This is a genomic window from Sodalis sp. RH19 (assembly GCF_047324215.1).
Taxonomy (GTDB): domain Bacteria; phylum Pseudomonadota; class Gammaproteobacteria; order Enterobacterales; family Enterobacteriaceae; genus Acerihabitans.
This window is the reverse complement of sequence record NZ_CP178734.1, coordinates 2,727,115-2,743,376: the sequence shown is the minus strand read 5'-3', so window position 1 is coordinate 2,743,376 and position 16,262 is coordinate 2,727,115. Positions and strand designations below refer to the sequence as shown.

Here is a 16,262-nt window from a genome sequence, read left to right as displayed (position 1 = left end):
AAGATATATTTTTTGACGAAGAGTTTTTAACCGATCAACCAGTTTTAAACTATACAGGAATTGTTCAAGACTAATAATGTCCTCGATTTCCTCGATTAATCCTGTGAAATTAATTCTGTCCAGTAATATTTTGTGTTGTTGCGTTGTTAGTTTAAACATAATGCTCCGTGCAATTTATCAAATTGACTTAGATATAAAGTGTCTATGAACATTGTTGCTAAAAAGTGAATTTGGCGCATAAGTTATTTAAGAAATAATTATTCTATAATGCTGTCAGTTAGCAACATACGTTGGGGTAAATTAGTGCCCAGTGCTTGAATTTCATTCATTGCTCTGATAACTGCTTTACGCTCATTAACTAGAAGTTCCTCGAATTTCATCGGGATATGTCTTTGTTGTAAACCTGCATGAAAACAAATTATCTTTTTGAGTCTTGGCATCAACCCATTATAAGCTTGTTGTGTTAAGTTGCGTGTTTGAGGGAATAGTCGTTTTAATTCGCCGATGCGGTAAAGCGCAGCTGCGTTTGAACCTTTATTACAATACATGTTTTCTCCAATGGATATGATAACTATATAAATAAACAGAAATAATTATTTGAAAATTTACTCATAATTATAAATGTTAATATTAATCTGAATCATCATCGAATATATTATTAAACCACATAAGATTGGCAATGGAATTTTGTATTCGCCAATTAATATTGTTTTTGCGTTGACTATCAAATTTTTCACCAGCTATAAGATAAATAGCTTCAGATGCTATATGGCCAGTATCAGCTACTAGTTTAAGCATCCGCAACGTTGTTTGCCTGTATCCGCTTTTGGGAGGGATAGCAAGCGAAGGCAAAAGGTCCATTTGTTTAATTAGACCATCAATTAAGGTCGTGTCACCTGTCAATTTGGTAAGTACTATCAAGTCTGTGACGGTCAGCCCGTGGGGTTGCTCGGACTCAAGTTTATTTCTAAGCTGTGCTGTCGACGCACCAAAATTTTTAGCGATACTTTCAAGTTTATGGTTCTGAGCGAAGCTTTTGCACGCAGATTTCCAGTGGATATTTGCTAAATTGTCTTCTTTAGTCATGTTATAATCCTCATAATGGGTGATTAAATAGTCAAATTTGTACTTAATTGCGTGATTGAATGTCAGCTTCTTTGATGAGGGCTATCATGTTGACCATCACTTTCTCCATTTTTCTGACTTTATGTCTGATGGGTAGCCGGCCATCCTTCACCATCAAACGGCAGGTTTCGTAAGGAATTCCGGCAGCTTTTGAGAATTCAGGAAGAGAAAGATAAGGTGATATAAGGCTAATAGTAAGTGGGCTTATCATGCTAGCTCCTTCTTTTTTAGGGTAAATTCAGGTTTTTACATAGGTAAGTTCAATAAATGGGAATTTACATTTCATATTTGAACAAGTCAACAGTGACTAGTAGGAAAAATTAGATATGTCATTTGAAGGCGGTCAAAAAGTAGTAGATAGGCTATTGAAAGCATATGGTTTTTCTACTCAAAGAGAGTTGGTGGAAAAGATCGGTGTTGGGCATGGGACTGTAAGCACTTGGATCCGTCGCGATTATTTTCCTGGCGAGGCGGTTGTCCAGTGCGCGCTCGATACAGGAATCTCTTTAGAATGGCTTGCAACTGGCAAAGGGGATCCTGGTGTAGGCAGTAAAACAGGAGTTAATGCTAAAGATGCTGCCCTAATCAATATGCCATGTAAAACGCTTCATAGCGGGCGTCTGACTGAAATTGATAGCGTTCTAGTGGCCGGGGAAATCATGCCTGGGCCTGTGTTGGAACCAGAGATGATCATAGCTCAAGGTGACAAACATTCGTTTATCATAGAAAGGTCTTTCTCAGCCTCTACGGATGGGGATTGGTTGATCGAAAAAGCCGGCGTGATATCCGTGGAAAGCATAAAACGCATGCCAGGCGACAACTGGCGTATAGAAACGGTTGACTGGCCTGCAAAAGAAGTACAATTATTAGGGAAAGTTGTTTGCATCATTATCAGCAAGGTATAGATTAAAATCATAGATGAATCAGCTCATTGATGGACACATGATCATAAGTTGACTACTGACTGGATGAACAGTAAATAGTCCCTTTTTTATTTTAGGGACGAAGCATGGCCGTGCGTAAAGCTGTTAATGGAAAGTGGATCTGTGATTTTTATCCTGGTGGACGTGAAGGCAAACGGGTAAGAAAAACGTTTGTAACCCGTGGCGAGGCGCTACGCTACGAACGAGAGCAACTTGCCAAGATAGCGAGCGATCTTGTCGATACTACTCGAGCGGAAGCAGCTGCTAGACCATTAAGCTCTCTGGTTAAAGATTGGTACGATCTCCATGGTCGATCTCTTAGCGATGGTGAGGCGAGGCAACGAAAATTGGAAACGTTGTGTCAAAATCTCGGCGACCCTGACGCGCTGTCTTTCAATCAGGAAATGTTTGCAACCTATCGGCAGAAAAGATTGGCCGGTGAGTTTTCACCAAAACCAAAACGCGGATCACAAAAACTGCCAAAAGAAGCGACGGTTAATCGTGAACACGCCTATCTACGTGCTGTCTTCAATGAGTTGAAAAGATTGGGTCATTGGAAAACAGCAAATCCTTTGGATGGGGTGCGTTTGTTTCGGGAAAGCGAAAACGAGCTAACTTTTCTATACGAGGAAGATATCAAGCTTCTGCTACGTGAGTGCGACAGTTCCGGTAATAAAGACCTCGGGGTGATAGTGCGCATTTGCCTGGCAACCGGCGCCCGCTGGAGCGAGGCGGAGCAGTTAAAACAAGCGCAGGTGATGCCCTACAAAATCACCTACATTAATACCAAAAGCAAAAAAAACCGCACCGTGCCGATTTCAAAAGAATTACATGGGTTAATTCCCAAGAGAAAAGGGCGGCTGTTTACCAATGCCTATGACGCTTTTGGCCAAGCTATTGAAAGAACGAAATTGGTCTTGCCCACCGGTCAGTTAACCCATGTTTTGCGACATTCCTTTGCCAGCCACTTTATGATGAATGGTGGCAATATTTTAGTTTTGCAGCAGATACTCGGGCATTCAACTATACAAATGACTATGCGGTATAGTCATTTTGCGCCAGATCATTTGGATGCTGCGGTAAATTTAAATCCTTTTGATAGAATTTTCTTAATAAACTAGGAATAATTATGGAATGGGAAAAACTATTATCCGATAAACGTGAAGGTGTAGATACTCCTGAACTACCAAATAATATAAGGAGTGAATTTTACCGCGATTATGACAGGATCGTGTTCTGTGCACCATTCAGAAGAATGGCAAGGAAAACACAGGTGCACCCCTTATCATTTAATGACCATATTCATAATCGTCTTACTCATTCTATAGAGGTTGGAAGTGTCGGACGAAGCTTGGGTTTTGCTATAGGTGATGCAATAAAAGATTTTTTGCCTGACGGTGTTACTCCATCAACAATATCTTCTATTGTTCAAGCAGCATGCATGGCGCATGACATAGGAAATCCGCCTTTCGGGCATGCAGGTGAATATGCAATGAGGCAATGGTTTACGGAGAATATACAACTATTAAATTTATTTTTGACAAAGCGTCAAATGTCTGATTTTTTTTATTTCGAAGGAAATGCGCAAGGTTTAAGGGTTGTATCACGCACGGAAAATCATGTTAATAATGGAGGACTAAGGTTAACCAATGCAACGCTAGGTGCTTTAGTTAAATACCCTTGGGGTTCAATTCATCCAAATACAAAAATAAAAGAGAAATTTAATGTATTTGATTCAGAGCAAATTATTTATGATAATTTATGTGATGATTTGGGTTTGATAAAAAAAGATGAAGAAGGCATGTTTTCTAGACATCCGCTATCTTATTTAATGGAGGTTGCGGATGATATATGTTACAAAATAATAGACATTGAGGATGCTTTGGAATTAGGAGTGTTGAGATTTAATGATGTTGAGGATATATTTAAACTTATGTCTGGGGATAATAAAATAGTTGACTATGGGAACAGTTCTACCATCAGGCAGAGAATTATACCTTACCGTTCAGCTTCTATTGATAATTTAATTCAATGTTCAGTAAAAGTCTTTATGGATAACTACGAAGATATTTTAAACGGGGTTTTCGAAGGTGATTTAATGGAAAAAATAGACGGTGATGCTAAAATTGGGTTGAGAAAAGCTAAAGAAATTACACAGGAAAATATTTTTTCAACAAGGAGAAAAATAGAATTAGAAGTTGGTTCTTATGCAACTATTGAAGTATTGCTTGATTCTTTTATTGAAGCGATTAATCATAAAATTGAATTCAAGGAAAAAATACCTTTTAAATCAAAAAGAATACTAGATCTTATTGGTCACCCAATAAGTGACGACATAAGTTATTATGATGGTTACTTAATGGTTACAGACTTTATCTCGGGCATGACAGATAATTATGCAACATTTATTGCTAAACAAATATCTGGTAATGCGAAATAAATGTAAAAAAATAGTTGAGTGGAAGACTATTAGAAGTCACTTATTTAACCAATCCTTTAGCAATATTATTATCAACAATGATTGTTAATATCGACCTGGCGTGTTAAAAATTATGAATTGAGACGAATTTAATGATAGCTATCGATTAACTACAACAATCACATAAGCCCAAATAAACCCGCCATCATGATTTGCAACCGCCTGATTTTACGCAATTCTATGATTTATTTATCCTGCTGAGGTTTTTTTAAAATCCCTCGGCTTTATGGCTGTACGGGTTCAAGTCCCGTCTCGGGTACCACACCAGAATTCGTAATAAAAACAAAGTAGTATGAACAAATTGATACCGCCGATAGGCGGTTTTTTTATGGCTGTGGTTTGGCTGTTCGTAATAGCATTTCAAAATAAAAATACTAAAGCTCTTCTCTTTGTCCCAATGATCTGCGACCTGCAATAATAGCTGTCGAGTTGATAAATAAGCGCGGTTTAACCGGGCTACTCAAGCATCTTTACCCCAAGCTATGGGCGAGTAGCGCAGTCATCAGGCTGCAACCAACCGGTGTAGCTGTGAGGTATCAACTTCTTTCTGGGCTACCCAAAGGCTGTAATTGTCTTGGAGATTGAGCCAGAATTTCGCCGAACTGCCAAGTACCGCTGAGAGCTTGATGGCCATTTCCGGGGAAACCGCAGAATGACCGCTGACCAGCCGTTGTGCGGTGGAAGGGGCGACATGCAGTGCGCGGGAGAACTCACGAATGCCGATATTAAGATCGTCCAGGGTTTCTGCAATGATTTCACCTGGGTGCGGCGGATTAAACATAGTCATTAGTGATAATCCTCATAATTAATGACATAGGCGTTGCCATCCATAAATTCAAATGTAATGCGCCAGTTGCCCGTAACGGTTATAGACCATTGGCCTTTCCTGTCCCCGGTAAGCGCGTGAAGGCAATATCCCGGCCGGTCAATATCTTTGATATCTTCCGCCGCATCGATAACCGCTAGACGTAGGCGGAGTTTACCAGACTGCTGCGCGTCGATACCTGCGGTTGACCCTTTCTCAAAAAACAGGCGCAATCCTTTGTGCTTAAAGCTTTTAATCATGAAGTGGCTCTGGGTGTTGCGTACTAAGGAACAATATAACACTGTTCCTCAGCACGCAACACTTTTTTGATTGTATGCTAGCGGGGGAGTGGCGGGATTGAGTATCTTCATTCAAATAGTGACTACACAATCCGCATCAGCCCAAATTAACCCGCCATCATGATTTGCAACCGGCTGATTATACGTAACTCTATGATTTCAAAATCATACTGAGGGTTTTTAAAATCCCTCGGCTTTATGGCTGTACGGGTTCAAGTCCCGTCCCGGGTACCACACCAGAATTCGTAATAAAAACAAAGTAGTATGATCAAGTTGATACCGCCGATAGGCGGTTTTTTTATGCCTGATTTCCTGAATTCCTAACATCACTTCCTAACATGATTTTTGTGAGTCGCATAACTATTCATTTTTTTTGACCGCCGACGACGGGGACCACTTCGGTTTTGCGATCGTAGCGCGCCGTCTGCGAGGCGTTTTTATGCCCGGAAATCACCTGTTTTGCTGCCAATGTACCCTCCAGATCCGATATGCCTTTAGCCTTCAAATCATGAAACGTAAAGTCAAAGTCTAGATCGGGAAACGTGGCCGCCGCGGTGAGTTTGGTATTACGCCAGCGGCTGTTAAACCCATCGCGGCTGTAACCGTGGCCGGACGGTTGATGAAGGATATACAGGCTGGTCACGCCAGGGGACTGCGGTAATCCTTCAGCTATAGCGATGGCGCGACGTAGGCGATCGCTCCATGCCTTAATCTGTTTCTTGCCGGTTTTACCCTGAGTGATAAAAATCCCCTCGGCTAATAACTGGCTGCGCTTTAGCGACAATATGTCGGCCTGCCGGGCGCAACACAGGTAAGCCAGCTCCATAGCGGCGCGCACAACGTCCGGCGCGATGGAGTATAAAGCCTGATATCCCGCATCGGAAATATAGCGATCGCGGGAAACCTCCTTGAATTGTCTACCCCCTTTGCAGGGGTTCATTTTCACTTTGCCGCGTTCATAGGCCCAGCGGTAAACGCGCAACAGAAAGGCTTTCTCCCGGTTTGCCTGCGTTGGGCTTTTGACCCCACGTTTATCCATATACTTTCTGATATGCTCAGGTTTGATATTATTCGGTTCCATTTCACCAAACACTTTCAGCAACCTTGTGGCGTATTTACGGTAATCCTTCTGCGTTTCGATGGCCAGTTCGCCAAAATCCGCTGAGTGGAAAAACTCTTCGCTTAATCCGGTAAAATCACTGATAACCCGCTTTTTGCTATTCACCCGCTCGAAATGGCTCCACATCTCGGATAGCGGGGCGTCAAGAGAACATAATGATATTGAACCACCCAGCGCCGGGTGGAATTCATATTTGGTTTTTCCCCGATAGACGCGGGATGGTAGCGCGCGGTCGGCCGGATTCTTACGTTTCCCTGACATCAATCCATCGCCTCGAAGTTAGGTTCCTGGCTTTCTATTTTTTCGACGAAGCGTCGCGCGCCGCCGGGGTTCATAAAGTGGCCCCACGTGGTGCAGGGATGCCCATCGGCTTTTTTGATAAAGAAGATGCCGGCATTTTTAAGCAACTCGCATTGCTTGGACTTATAACGGAATCCGGTTATCTCAATCATTTCTTCTAAGGTGATGGTGTCGTGATCGTCTTTCATGGCCTTGCCTCGTTATTTCTCTCAATCGTTCTATCGCCTGGTCTGCCGCTTCGCAGGCGGCGATATCCTGCTGAATCATTTGCTGTTTACGGGCAGTAAAAAATAATCGTCCGATTTTCATATCTAATGCTGAAAGCAGGCAAATGCCCGGTTGCCATGGTTGTATGATGGTCTCCTTGTGGGATTCCACCATGCTAGCCATGCGGTCGCACATCGCCGCGCGCCAAATAGGTTTGCAACATGTTATTTCCCGCCTGTTATGTCTTGTGGAATTGATAATCCGTTGCGCTTAGTGGGCGCCATACATATTTATAAGTATCTTTCATCGAACGCGCAGCGAGCGGGGGCTTGTTTCAATATGCGCGCCAGGCACTATGACGCCAGTATCAATGGCGTCCTTGATGGCTTTTTTATCCGGTGCCGTTATCACGCTGATATCGACAAACTCATCGGGCAATTGGCTTTCATTGTCGATAATCACCCTGGCCGAACCTTTAGCGGCGGTAAATGTATCGGAGGTAGTATTCAAACTGTCCTGAGTCGCGGCAAGTAAGCAGTTTAAAATATAGTTCTTAAGATTTTTCGCCTGCGTTTCGAAGCTTTTTTTGCGGGCAGAAAGCCGCGCCGCCTCTTCATCACAGTTTTTTGCCAGCCCATCAAGATTACGAACCAGGGAATAGGTCGCGTCAAACTTGTCGGCTATCGGCGGGCTGCTGAAAAGCGGCGCCTCACCCGACGCCCTGGATGTTCTGGCCACGTTGCCGGATGAGGCATTTAACATCGGGTTTTACCGCACGGCGTATTGAGAAATCAAAAAACACGCCCTGAGTTTGGGCGTTATCGACGGACTGCTGTTAAGCGAGGCCCTGGGCGGCGACAGCCTTTCCGAGTTCACTGAGGCCATGCGGCAGCCGACGGTGGAATCCAACCTAAAAGGCTATGCCAAGCTGACCGGCAAAAGCTGGTTTACCCGCAAAGCGATTGCCCTGTTTCAGGGAATGGCCGACTCTATCCGAGAGGCGCGTAATCAGCAACAGCGTGACCAGGTGATTGAAGGCGCGTTGGCTAACCTGGTCGAGCTAACCACCGACAGCGGCGATATCATTCCGGTGCATATCCAAGATCTTCTGCCGTCCTACATGGACTTGATTGATAAGCGCATGAGCAGCGATGCCAGCATCACCAACCTGATGACCGGTATTCCCTAGCTGGACGCCATGCTGGGCGGCATCAACCGCCAGGATTTGGTGCTACTGGCCGGACGGCCGGGTATGGGCAAAACCGAGATTTTGTTGTCCATGGTGGAGGGCGCAACGCGCAACGGCGGCGGGATGCTGATATTCAGCATGGGAATGGCCGCCATGCAGGTGGAGCGCTCGATTGCCGGCGCGGGCAACCTACCGTACGTTTGTCGGCGCAATATCAGATGTTGCAACAAACCTACGCCGGCCTTGCCATTGAATATGCATCGTTACGCCGGGAGTACCAGCAGATGCGCCGGCCGTTCGCTGTCACCAAGGATGTGCTTTATACCGACGTTTGGACATTTCCGCCCGTTCAGTCATACCCAGGCAAGCATCCCTGCGAAAAGCCGGCCGACATGATGCGGCATATCATTCAGGCCAGCAGCCGGCCCGGCGATGTGGTAGCGGATTTTTTTATGGGTTCCGGCGCCACGATAAAAGCGGCGCAGGCGCTCGGTCGCCGCGCTATCGGCGTGGAGTTGGAGGAAGAACGTTTTCTGCAGACCGTCAAAGAGGTCGAGCAAATAGCCCCTACTGGGGCCACGTTTTAAAGCGTTAGCTGTTCCGGTCGGCAGCCATACAGCGCCGCCAACTTTTCACGGGTTTTTTTCTGTGGTTTTGAGTCCACGGATTCCCACTGCGACACGGCGGACTGAGTGGTGCCGAGTTTTTCGGCAACATCGTATTGTGACAATCCTGAATGGATACGCCACGCGGCCGGCAGACTGACATCTTGATCAACCATGATGGCAACCACTTCACCAGGAACGGTTTCATCGTCGTGTTTGTCGGCGTGGTAAGGAATATCTTCCCAGCCGTCATTGATCAGGCTTTCATATTCCGCTATCGGTAACACCACGAACTGCGGCCGACCTGAAACGTCATTGATGTACTGTATTTTAGACATATTCGGGTTTCTCTGTTTTCGCGTTATGTCGTGTGAGGAATAGCGGGTTTCCCCGCCTAATAGGTTGTTGATGTTCTACGCTTCACTGCCTGAATGGTGCAAATTACCGGTTCACCGTCGTCAATCTCGAAAATAATTCTGTAATCGCCCACCCGCAATCGGTACTGGTTATCAACGGCTTTCATCTTCTTGATATCAAGCTGAACGCTGGGGAACGATGCCAAACTATTTACTTTTTCTACGATGGTTTTCCGGTACCTGCTGTCGATTGCGCCCATTTGCTTAAGCGCTTTCCTCGACCATCGGACGTTAACCATATTCCCTCGTTTATAAGAACATATCCGCTTGGGATGATTAGATAATAAGATAAATATCTAATCAAGGCAAGTAAAATCTAATTATTTTTCTAATGACTCTGCGGCTGCTTGCGGGTGGCCTTGTTATACCCTCAATGAGGACAAACAACGAGGGAATCATCATGTCCGAGCCGGTCTCTGCAACTGCCGTCGTGACAACGGGGGCCGGTGTCGCCACCCTGGGTTGGTTTAGTGGTTTGGACCCGGCAGTGGTTATCGGTTCCTTCGCCGGCGCGGTTTTTTTCGTCACATCGGCTGCCGATCTCACCGTCCCTAAGCGGTTGGGATTTTTTATCGTCAGCCTGGTATTCGGCGTACTAGCTTGCCGCCCAGCCTCGGAAATTATCACCACCGTTTTGTTGTTACATACCCGATTGCCTGACTCTATCGGCGCGCTGGTGGCGGGGGCAATGGCCATCAAAATTCTGATGGCGAGCAGTATCGGTGGCGGGACGGCAAAATTGCTGGGCAGCCTCGGGGCGTTTTTATCCTCTTCAGGGAAGGGAGGTAAGGATGGCTGACAAGATAGTACTGATTATCCCAAACGGGGGTGAAACGCTGCTAATCTTGAATACGATCATCTGCGGCATGATTGCGCTGCGCCTGATGTTGTTTAAACGCAACGGGGCCACCCATCGGCCATGGGGACGTTGGCTGGCTTATATCCTGATTGTGTTTTACGGTTCTTATCCGATCCGCACGCTATTGGGTGAATACGTGCTGGTGGACTGGATGCAGATATTTATTAACGCCGTGATCTGCGGGGCCGTTATCAAAACCGGCGGCAATATCGTCCAAATTTTCAAAGTATCGAGATAACCATGAATCTTAACCAATTTCAGCGCACGGCTAACCTCAGCGCGGGGCTTGCTGCGCGTTGGTTTTCGCCTTTGACCGATACCATGGTCGAGTTTGAAATCAATACCCCCAAACGCCAAGCCGCCTTTATTGCACAAATAGGCTGTGAATCGGCGGGCTTCACAACGTTGGCCGAATCGTTTAATTATTCTATCCAGGGCCTAAAAGACACCTGCGCTGGCCGGCTAAGCGCGTATCAATGCGAAATGCTTGGGCGAAGCGGTGACAGGCCGGCACAACAGACCGCCATTGCCAATTTGGTCTACCAGGGCCGCTACGGCAATAAAGCCCCAGGCGATGGCTGGAAATTTCGGGGCGGGGTTAAAGCAGGTGACTTTCCTGGATAACTACCGGCAATGCGGAAACGCTCTCGGCATTGATCTGGTGGCAAATCCTGACCTGCTGCTGGTGTACAAATACGCTGCCCGGTCAGCCGGTTGGTTCTGGCAATGGCATAATCTCAATCAATATGCCGATAACGGTGACTTTAACCAAATGACCAAGGTTATTAACGGCGGCACTAATGGCCTGAGTGACCGACGCAGCAGGTTGAAAATTGCCGAGGGCGCGCTGTTATGAATCTGTTCATCGTAATAAAAGAGTATTGGCGATTGATTACCAGCTTGATTGCCTACCTGAAAACCAGCCGGATAGCGCCCTATGCCAACCCTGAAACCTGCCTAACCCAAAGGGAAGAGCCGAAGCCGGTTCAACCGCTCGTTGTTGCCACTCATACCATCATTGCCAAGGATATCACCATGTCATTCTCTTTAAGCTCCATTGCTACCGCCATTTCATCCAGTTTGTCCGTTGTTGCCGGCGCTGAAAAGCTGTACGCGCTGGCAAGCGATCTGATTGAAAAAGTCGAAGCCGCTTATGCCACTTCCGCCGGGACCGGCCAGACAAAAAAGAATACCGTGCTGGCTGTATTGTCCGTTGCCGCTGATGGCGTCAATACGGATTGGGAAACGGTGAAAAATGACCTATCCCTTTTTATCGACTCGGGTGTCGCTACATACAATAGCGTGAAGAAATTGATGCCTGCGGTTGATAGCAGCGTTGTTAATCCATCCTTATCTACCGCACCGGAAATACAGGCAACTGTCACCGATACCACTTCCCTTGTATCACCGTGATTAGAAAAATCCAGACGTAAACAACGATCATTCCCTGGCCGCCCCGGTAGGCACCGACGGCATTTCCCAGCTTGATGTCTGGGGCGCGGTTAAGGCCGATGGCGACCAAGGGCGAGTGGCCGATCATATTTTTCCGTTACAGCCGACCACGGCGCTGGTGTATGTGTGTTCGCCGATCAAAACGCCGGTGGATTTCACTATCGGCGGGCTGTCGGGCGCATCAAGCGATACCACGACCGCGATAAGCACGGCGATCGATAATGTGTTTTTCGAGTATGGCGCACCGGGGGGCACCATCTATTTATCGGACCTTCTGGCGGCGATCGGTGACGTGACCGGCACCAAGGGGTTTATCCTCACCGCACCGACCGACAATATCACTATGGACACCGGCGGGTTGCCGGTATTGGGCAAGGTCACTTACTTATGAGCCAGTTTTCAGCCGATGATTATACGGCGGCGTTGCAGGGACTGCTGCCGCCAGGGCAAGCATGGCCGCGTGAAAACGGCACGGTACAAAACGCGGTGCTTCGCGCGCTGGGGAATAGCTATCAACGCAGCGACGATGCCGCCATGGCGCTGCTGGCCGGCGCCTTCCCGCGCACCGCCACGATATTGCTCAAGGAATGGGAAAACACCCTGGGGTTGCCGGATGACTGCGCCATAGGTGAAACCGACAGCATGGTGCTGCGCCAAAAAGCAGTCGTCGCGAAACTGTTTAGTTCCGGCGGCCAGTCGAACGCTTATTTTATTAGCGTTGCCGCAGCGCTGGGCTACTCCATTACCATCACGCAATATCGCCAGGCGCGGGCCGGCATGTCGCGCTGCGGTGATGCGTTAAACGGAGAAAACTGGCCTTTCGTCTGGCTGGTGACCGCACCGCTTACCACCGTCATTTATGCTCAGGCGGGATTAAGCTATTGCGGCGACCCGCTTCGGTCGTGGGGAAACAAACGGCTTGAATGTCGGATATCAGCCCTGGCTCCATCCCATACCATCGTTAAATTCGGTTACGCCAACTAACCCTCTTAATTATCCTTTTTAAAGCGCTTTATCTAGCGAGAGATCTGCTATGCAAAAAATAGGCAATATTACTAACACCGCTGATATCAACGGAGAATGGACCAATGGCAACGTTGCCGGTGGCGTTTCTCCTACTATTTTGGATGCGGCCTGGCTTAATACCATACAGCGTGAGCTGGCAAATGTTGTACAGGGGGGAGGGTTGGCTCTCGATCCTACCAACGACGCTCAATTACTGGCGGCACTGCGATCGATTGTTAATGGGCGCCTGCAAAAGTTTACCAGCAGCGGAACGTTTACGGTACCACAGGGGGTTTATACCATTTACCTTTCTGGATGTGCGGCTGGTGGCGGCGATGGCGGCGGCGCCGGCCGTGCTTCTGCTTCCTATGCAGCATCAGGCGGTGGGGGCGGTGGTGCCGGCCAATGCGTGGTGAAATATTCTATTCCAGTGCTGCCCGGTGATGTTATCAGCATTACGATCGGATCGGCTGGTTCCTCTGGTGCTGCCGGTTCTGGTGGCGCGGCGTCCGCCGGAGGAAATGGCGGTAATTCTTCGTTTGGTGCGTTACTTACCTTGGCCGGAGGTAAGGGGGGTGGCGCAGGGCAATATTCAGCAAGTATCGCTAATGGAGGAATCGGCGGAGACGGTTACCCACAAGGCGGCAACTCGGTTTCGTGTTCTGCAACGACATACGGAATTGCCGGTCAAGGGGGAAGTACGCAATATGGCGGAGGGGGGGCTGGCGGTGCCAGCGCAGGAGCGAGTACCAGCGCGGGTAAAAGTGGTTATGGATATGGTTGTGGCGGCGGTGGCGGCGGTGCAAACAATATAGATACACCGACTTCATCCGGTAAACCCGGTGGCGAAGGCATGCCTGGTATAATCATTGTGGAGTGGTAAGCGATGTCAGTAGAAAATTATGCACAGATTAAAAGTGGTAGCAACTTGATTATCAATATCATCGTGGCGGAAACATCATTTACTTTGTCGGGTTTTTCGTTAGTGAAAATTAAAGAGGGCATTTTCTGTCAACCTGCGATGTATTATAATGAGTCAGATGGCGGGTTTTATGATGATGATAAATTCACGACAATTAACGGTAAGCTGGTAAATGCGTAAATGATTAGCCCCCAATTGGGGGCTTAATTTACGGTCTTATTTTATCTCTTATTTTAGAAATTGGCCTGTCTATCAGTAATATCGATATGTATCCAAATAGCAAAGAAAAGGAGTATCCAATAAAAAATATATACCAACCTCTTGTGTTTTCGGGTTCGCCAAGAATACTCCAAGCAACAAGGCCGAAGAAAAACTGACATAAAAATATGGGATATGACATGTCACCAAAAAACTTGCCGGAATTCTTAAAACGATCAGGAAGCTTAGTTGCATGTAAGGAAATAACTGCAAATAAAGCAATGACATTATTGAAGTAATAATAGAACGACGCTAAGGTTTTCCCTTCGAGCCATCCGATAAGCCAGTTTATAAGAAAAGCAGCAATAAATATTAATAAATAAGCAATTTGATGTCTAAATTCTTTACCTATGTTTGGTCTTATTTTTTCGATAAAAGCTGAAATAAAATACCCTAAGGAACCAATGCTAAAGGGTAACATAGCAGCAAGAAAAGGGGAGTAAGTAGCGATAGTACTTTCATTATGATGAAGTGAATACCAATGATACATAGAACTCACTATTATTATTAAACAGGCTCTTTTAGGTCCTTTTGCCACAAATAGCCAAAGGAAAAAATAACACACAATCTCTACGGCAACCGACCAAGAGGAAGTTACGGCTCTAAACATATAACCGTTAAAGTTTAAAAATTCTGGAGTTGTAAATGTTTGGAATGGAGATATAATAATATCATCTGAAACAAAGGCCCACGGTATCATAAAAATATTACTGATGATTTCTTTAAATGAAAAATGAAGCCCATACGAAGGATGAAAGGTGGTAGGGTTATTCGCGAAATAAATAATAACAATGCTGGTGATAGACGCAAACCAGTATGTAGGAAATAAACGAAGGAATCTATTTAACGCAAATGGAGCAAATTCAAATTTATAGGTTCTATTAAGAATTAACGTGATTAAATAGCCACTAATGACATAAAAACAGTTTACGGCATACAAACCCAGATCTGGAAATTTTGCACTTAAGTGAAATAGGATGACGGAACTCGCGAGAAAAAATCTGATTATCCCTAACATTATGTCAGGACTCCACTAATGATCATGCTAATTATTTAGTTATACTACCACTAGCATCTCATTGCTGCCATACGTTATCTAAGTCTTCTTTAATGGATTACATTTAATAAACTATATAGTAACAGGCTGGTAACTATCTTAATGTACGCCCGGTAATGAAGTGTTCACTAATTAATCAAATTAAATTTCATTTCACCAAAATAGGGTATTTATGCGCCTAAGATAATGCGCACGGTGTGGTTAACCCCTTGATTTGAATTGATCGTTAAAACCGGCATGTTAGGAAAAAATGCATTAACTCCTTGTTTACTCACTTAAAGATGCAGAATTTAAAATCCCTCGGCTTTATGGCTGTACGGGTTCAAGTCCCGTCCCGGGTACCACACCAGAATTCGTAATAAAAACAAAGTAGTATGATCAAGTTGATACCGCCGATAGGCGGTTTTTTTATGGCTGTGGTTTGACTGTCGTAATAGCATTTCAAAATAAAAATACTAAAGCTCCTCTCATTTCCCAATGATCTGCGACCTGCAATAATAGCTGTCGAGTTGATAAATAAGCGCGGTTTAACCGGGCTACTCAAGCATCTTTACCCCAAGCTATGGGCGAGTAGCGCAGTTATCAGGCTGCAACCAACCGGTGTAGCTGTGAGGTATCAACTTCTTTCTGGGCTACCCAAAGGCTGTAATTGTCTTGGAGATTGAGCCAGAATTTCGCCGAACTGCCAAGTACCGCTGAAAGTTTCAGGGCCATTTCTGGAGAAACCGCAGAATGACCGCTCACCAGCCGTTGTGCGGTGGAAGGGGCGACATGCAGTGCGCGGGATAACTCACGAATGCCGATATTAAGATCGTCCAGGGTTTCTGCAATGATTTCACCTGGGTGCGGCGGATTAAACATAGTCATCAGTGATAATCCTCATAATTAATGACATAGGCGTTGCCATCCATAAATTCAAATGTAATGCGCCAGTTGCCCGTAACGGTTATAGACCATTGGCCTTTCCTGTCCCCAGTAAGCGCGTGAAGGCAATATCCCGGCCGGTCAATATCTTTGATATCTTCCGCCGCATCGATAACCGCTAGACGTAGGCGGAGTTTGCCAGACTGCTGCGCGTTGATACCTGCGGTTGACCCTTTCTCAAAAAACAGGCGCAATCCTTTGTGCTTAAAGCTTTTAATCATGAAGTGGCTCTGGGTGTTGCGTACTAAGGAACAATATAACACTGTTCCTCAGCACGCAACACTTTTTTGATTGTATGCTAGCGGGGGAGTGGCGGG

General features: G+C 45.9%; 23 protein-coding genes and 4 pseudogenes. 14 read left to right on the top strand and 13 right to left on the bottom strand.

Annotated features, from left to right (window positions below; all coding sequences use genetic code 11):
• Positions 1–257: 257 nt before the first annotated feature.
• From ACL2XF_RS12405 to ACL2XF_RS12395, 3 genes are all read right to left on the bottom strand, one after another.
• On the bottom strand, positions 258–548 hold the full coding sequence (locus ACL2XF_RS12405) for a DUF5347 family protein (RefSeq protein ID WP_413728687.1): 291 nt from the start codon (positions 546–548) through the stop codon (positions 258–260).
• Between the two features lie 82 nt (positions 549–630).
• On the bottom strand, positions 631–1,086 hold the full coding sequence (locus ACL2XF_RS12400) for a phage regulatory CII family protein (RefSeq protein WP_413728686.1): 456 nt from the start codon (positions 1,084–1,086) through the stop codon (positions 631–633).
• A gap of 43 nt (positions 1,087–1,129) precedes the next feature.
• Complete coding sequence (locus ACL2XF_RS12395) at positions 1,130–1,336, bottom strand: DNA-binding protein (RefSeq protein WP_413728685.1); 207 nt, start codon at positions 1,334–1,336, stop codon at positions 1,130–1,132.
• 115 nt (positions 1,337–1,451) lie between these two features.
• Between ACL2XF_RS12395 and ACL2XF_RS12390 the strand changes: the two genes are divergently transcribed.
• The 3 genes from ACL2XF_RS12390 (at position 1,452) to ACL2XF_RS12380 (ending at position 4,488) form a co-directional block, all read left to right on the top strand.
• Positions 1,452–2,030 carry a phage repressor protein CI gene (locus tag ACL2XF_RS12390; protein ID WP_413728684.1) on the top strand — a complete coding sequence of 193 codons (579 nt, stop codon included), beginning with the start codon at positions 1,452–1,454 and terminating at the stop codon, positions 2,028–2,030.
• 104 nt (positions 2,031–2,134) lie between these two features.
• Positions 2,135–3,169 carry a tyrosine-type recombinase/integrase gene (locus ACL2XF_RS12385; RefSeq protein ID WP_413728683.1) on the top strand — a complete coding sequence of 345 codons (1,035 nt, stop codon included), beginning with the start codon at positions 2,135–2,137 and terminating at the stop codon, positions 3,167–3,169.
• An 8-nt stretch (positions 3,170–3,177) separates the two neighbouring features.
• Positions 3,178–4,488 carry a deoxyguanosinetriphosphate triphosphohydrolase gene (locus ACL2XF_RS12380; RefSeq protein WP_413728682.1) on the top strand — a complete coding sequence of 437 codons (1,311 nt, stop codon included), beginning with the start codon at positions 3,178–3,180 and terminating at the stop codon, positions 4,486–4,488.
• 541 nt (positions 4,489–5,029) lie between these two features.
• On the opposite strand, the gene ACL2XF_RS12375 is transcribed toward ACL2XF_RS12380, so the two are convergent.
• From ACL2XF_RS12375 to ACL2XF_RS12355, 5 genes are all read right to left on the bottom strand, one after another.
• The gene (locus ACL2XF_RS12375) at positions 5,030–5,314 is read right to left on the bottom strand and encodes a HigA family addiction module antitoxin (RefSeq protein ID WP_413728681.1); all 285 of its coding nucleotides are present in this window, start codon (positions 5,312–5,314) and stop codon (positions 5,030–5,032) included.
• Entirely contained in the window at positions 5,314–5,592 is a 279-nt protein-coding gene (locus ACL2XF_RS12370; RefSeq protein WP_413728680.1) for a type II toxin-antitoxin system RelE/ParE family toxin, read from the bottom strand. Before ACL2XF_RS12370 ends, ACL2XF_RS12375 begins: the two co-directional genes overlap by 1 nt.
• A gap of 403 nt (positions 5,593–5,995) precedes the next feature.
• Positions 5,996–7,012, bottom strand: coding sequence for a tyrosine-type recombinase/integrase (locus ACL2XF_RS12365; protein ID WP_413722407.1), 1,017 nt, complete (start codon positions 7,010–7,012; stop codon positions 5,996–5,998).
• Positions 7,012–7,239 carry a DUF4224 domain-containing protein gene (locus ACL2XF_RS12360; protein ID WP_413728679.1) on the bottom strand — a complete coding sequence of 76 codons (228 nt, stop codon included), beginning with the start codon at positions 7,237–7,239 and terminating at the stop codon, positions 7,012–7,014. Before ACL2XF_RS12360 ends, ACL2XF_RS12365 begins: the two co-directional genes overlap by 1 nt.
• 322 nt (positions 7,240–7,561) lie before the next feature.
• Positions 7,562–8,020 carry a siphovirus Gp157 family protein gene (locus ACL2XF_RS12355; RefSeq protein WP_413722409.1) on the bottom strand — a complete coding sequence of 153 codons (459 nt, stop codon included), beginning with the start codon at positions 8,018–8,020 and terminating at the stop codon, positions 7,562–7,564.
• A gap of 49 nt (positions 8,021–8,069) precedes the next feature.
• Between ACL2XF_RS12355 and ACL2XF_RS12350 the strand changes: the two genes are divergently transcribed.
• The 3 genes and pseudogenes from ACL2XF_RS12350 to ACL2XF_RS12340 form a co-directional block, all read left to right on the top strand.
• On the top strand, positions 8,070–8,447 hold the full coding sequence (locus tag ACL2XF_RS12350; protein WP_413722410.1) for a hypothetical protein: 378 nt from the start codon (positions 8,070–8,072) through the stop codon (positions 8,445–8,447).
• 9 nt (positions 8,448–8,456) lie between these two features.
• Positions 8,457–8,567, top strand: a pseudogene (locus tag ACL2XF_RS12345) (DnaB-like helicase C-terminal domain-containing protein); the annotation flags it as partial.
• Positions 8,568–8,647: 80 nt separating this feature from the next.
• Positions 8,648–9,034 (top strand): annotated as a pseudogene (locus tag ACL2XF_RS12340) (site-specific DNA-methyltransferase); the annotation flags it as partial.
• Here ACL2XF_RS12340 and ACL2XF_RS12335 read toward each other — a convergent pair.
• Both ACL2XF_RS12335 and ACL2XF_RS12330 read right to left on the bottom strand, forming a co-directional pair.
• Positions 9,031–9,390: a helix-turn-helix domain-containing protein gene (locus ACL2XF_RS12335; RefSeq protein WP_413722411.1), complete on the bottom strand. Its 360-nt coding sequence runs from the start codon at positions 9,388–9,390 to the stop codon at positions 9,031–9,033. The pseudogene ACL2XF_RS12340 and the gene ACL2XF_RS12335 overlap by 4 nt on opposite strands.
• Positions 9,391–9,446: 56 nt before the next feature.
• Complete coding sequence (locus ACL2XF_RS12330; protein WP_410015826.1) at positions 9,447–9,707, bottom strand: type II toxin-antitoxin system RelE family toxin; 261 nt, start codon at positions 9,705–9,707, stop codon at positions 9,447–9,449.
• A gap of 161 nt (positions 9,708–9,868) precedes the next feature.
• Between ACL2XF_RS12330 and ACL2XF_RS12325 the strand changes: the two genes are divergently transcribed.
• From ACL2XF_RS12325 to ACL2XF_RS12290, 8 genes and pseudogenes are all read left to right on the top strand, one after another.
• Positions 9,869–10,267: a putative holin gene (locus ACL2XF_RS12325; protein WP_413722412.1), complete on the top strand. Its 399-nt coding sequence runs from the start codon at positions 9,869–9,871 to the stop codon at positions 10,265–10,267.
• On the top strand, positions 10,260–10,565 hold the full coding sequence (locus ACL2XF_RS12320; protein WP_413722413.1) for a phage holin family protein: 306 nt from the start codon (positions 10,260–10,262) through the stop codon (positions 10,563–10,565). The genes ACL2XF_RS12325 and ACL2XF_RS12320 overlap by 8 nt, the downstream gene beginning before the upstream one ends.
• A 2-nt stretch (positions 10,566–10,567) precedes the next feature.
• A pseudogene (locus tag ACL2XF_RS12315) lies at positions 10,568–11,183 on the top strand (glycoside hydrolase family 19 protein).
• Complete coding sequence (locus tag ACL2XF_RS12310) at positions 11,180–11,740, top strand: hypothetical protein (protein ID WP_413728678.1); 561 nt, start codon at positions 11,180–11,182, stop codon at positions 11,738–11,740. The pseudogene ACL2XF_RS12315 and the gene ACL2XF_RS12310 overlap by 4 nt, the downstream one beginning before the upstream one ends.
• 115 nt (positions 11,741–11,855) lie before the next feature.
• Complete coding sequence (locus tag ACL2XF_RS12305; protein WP_413722415.1) at positions 11,856–12,170, top strand: baseplate J/gp47 family protein; 315 nt, start codon at positions 11,856–11,858, stop codon at positions 12,168–12,170.
• Positions 12,167–12,763, top strand: coding sequence for a YmfQ family protein (locus ACL2XF_RS12300; RefSeq protein ID WP_413728677.1), 597 nt, complete (start codon positions 12,167–12,169; stop codon positions 12,761–12,763). Before ACL2XF_RS12305 ends, ACL2XF_RS12300 begins: the two co-directional genes overlap by 4 nt.
• Before the next feature lie 49 nt (positions 12,764–12,812).
• Positions 12,813–13,019: pseudogene (locus tag ACL2XF_RS12295) on the top strand (hypothetical protein); the annotation flags it as partial.
• A gap of 651 nt (positions 13,020–13,670) precedes the next feature.
• Positions 13,671–13,886 (top strand): hypothetical protein, encoded by a 216-nt coding sequence (locus tag ACL2XF_RS12290; protein ID WP_413722417.1) that lies wholly within the window; start codon positions 13,671–13,673, stop codon positions 13,884–13,886.
• 28 nt (positions 13,887–13,914) lie between these two features.
• Here ACL2XF_RS12290 and ACL2XF_RS12285 read toward each other — a convergent pair whose 3' ends face one another.
• From ACL2XF_RS12285 to ACL2XF_RS12275, 3 genes are all read right to left on the bottom strand, one after another.
• Positions 13,915–14,982: an acyltransferase family protein gene (locus ACL2XF_RS12285; protein ID WP_413722418.1), complete on the bottom strand. Its 1,068-nt coding sequence runs from the start codon at positions 14,980–14,982 to the stop codon at positions 13,915–13,917.
• A 621-nt stretch (positions 14,983–15,603) separates the two neighbouring features.
• Positions 15,604–15,888, bottom strand: a complete 285-nt coding sequence (locus tag ACL2XF_RS12280) for a HigA family addiction module antitoxin (protein WP_162364622.1) — start codon at positions 15,886–15,888, stop codon at positions 15,604–15,606.
• Positions 15,888–16,166 (bottom strand): type II toxin-antitoxin system RelE/ParE family toxin, encoded by a 279-nt coding sequence (locus ACL2XF_RS12275; RefSeq protein WP_410015796.1) that lies wholly within the window; start codon positions 16,164–16,166, stop codon positions 15,888–15,890. The genes ACL2XF_RS12280 and ACL2XF_RS12275 overlap by 1 nt, the downstream gene beginning before the upstream one ends.
• Positions 16,167–16,262 lie beyond the last annotated feature (96 nt).

Bases quoted from the DNA above. Each gene is read 5' to 3' on its own strand.
- ACL2XF_RS12390 (WP_413728684.1), top strand. From the start codon at position 1,452: ATGTCATTTGAAGGCGGTCAAAAAGTAGTAGATAGGCTATTGAAAGCA.
- ACL2XF_RS12400 (WP_413728686.1), bottom strand. From the start codon at position 1,086: ATGACTAAAGAAGACAATTTAGCAAATATCCACTGGAAATCTGCGTGC.
- ACL2XF_RS12380 (WP_413728682.1), top strand. From the start codon at position 3,178: ATGGAATGGGAAAAACTATTATCCGATAAACGTGAAGGTGTAGATACT.
- ACL2XF_RS12290 (WP_413722417.1), top strand. From the start codon at position 13,671: ATGTCAGTAGAAAATTATGCACAGATTAAAAGTGGTAGCAACTTGATT.
- ACL2XF_RS12325 (WP_413722412.1), top strand. From the start codon at position 9,869: ATGTCCGAGCCGGTCTCTGCAACTGCCGTCGTGACAACGGGGGCCGGT.
- ACL2XF_RS12375 (WP_413728681.1), bottom strand. From the start codon at position 5,314: ATGACTATGTTTAATCCGCCGCACCCAGGTGAAATCATTGCAGAAACC.
- ACL2XF_RS12335 (WP_413722411.1), bottom strand. From the start codon at position 9,390: ATGTCTAAAATACAGTACATCAATGACGTTTCAGGTCGGCCGCAGTTC.
- ACL2XF_RS12405 (WP_413728687.1), bottom strand. From the start codon at position 548: ATGTATTGTAATAAAGGTTCAAACGCAGCTGCGCTTTACCGCATCGGC.
- ACL2XF_RS12360 (WP_413728679.1), bottom strand. From the start codon at position 7,239: ATGAAAGACGATCACGACACCATCACCTTAGAAGAAATGATTGAGATA.
- ACL2XF_RS12395 (WP_413728685.1), bottom strand. From the start codon at position 1,336: ATGATAAGCCCACTTACTATTAGCCTTATATCACCTTATCTTTCTCTT.
- ACL2XF_RS12370 (WP_413728680.1), bottom strand. From the start codon at position 5,592: ATGATTAAAAGCTTTAAGCACAAAGGATTGCGCCTGTTTTTTGAGAAA.
- ACL2XF_RS12385 (WP_413728683.1), top strand. From the start codon at position 2,135: ATGGCCGTGCGTAAAGCTGTTAATGGAAAGTGGATCTGTGATTTTTAT.
- ACL2XF_RS12300 (WP_413728677.1), top strand. From the start codon at position 12,167: ATGAGCCAGTTTTCAGCCGATGATTATACGGCGGCGTTGCAGGGACTG.
- ACL2XF_RS12355 (WP_413722409.1), bottom strand. From the start codon at position 8,020: ATGTTAAATGCCTCATCCGGCAACGTGGCCAGAACATCCAGGGCGTCG.
- ACL2XF_RS12280 (WP_162364622.1), bottom strand. From the start codon at position 15,888: ATGACTATGTTTAATCCGCCGCACCCAGGTGAAATCATTGCAGAAACC.
- ACL2XF_RS12365 (WP_413722407.1), bottom strand. From the start codon at position 7,012: ATGTCAGGGAAACGTAAGAATCCGGCCGACCGCGCGCTACCATCCCGC.
- ACL2XF_RS12310 (WP_413728678.1), top strand. From the start codon at position 11,180: ATGAATCTGTTCATCGTAATAAAAGAGTATTGGCGATTGATTACCAGC.
- ACL2XF_RS12320 (WP_413722413.1), top strand. From the start codon at position 10,260: ATGGCTGACAAGATAGTACTGATTATCCCAAACGGGGGTGAAACGCTG.
- ACL2XF_RS12275 (WP_410015796.1), bottom strand. From the start codon at position 16,166: ATGATTAAAAGCTTTAAGCACAAAGGATTGCGCCTGTTTTTTGAGAAA.
- ACL2XF_RS12285 (WP_413722418.1), bottom strand. From the start codon at position 14,982: ATGTTAGGGATAATCAGATTTTTTCTCGCGAGTTCCGTCATCCTATTT.
- ACL2XF_RS12330 (WP_410015826.1), bottom strand. From the start codon at position 9,707: ATGGTTAACGTCCGATGGTCGAGGAAAGCGCTTAAGCAAATGGGCGCA.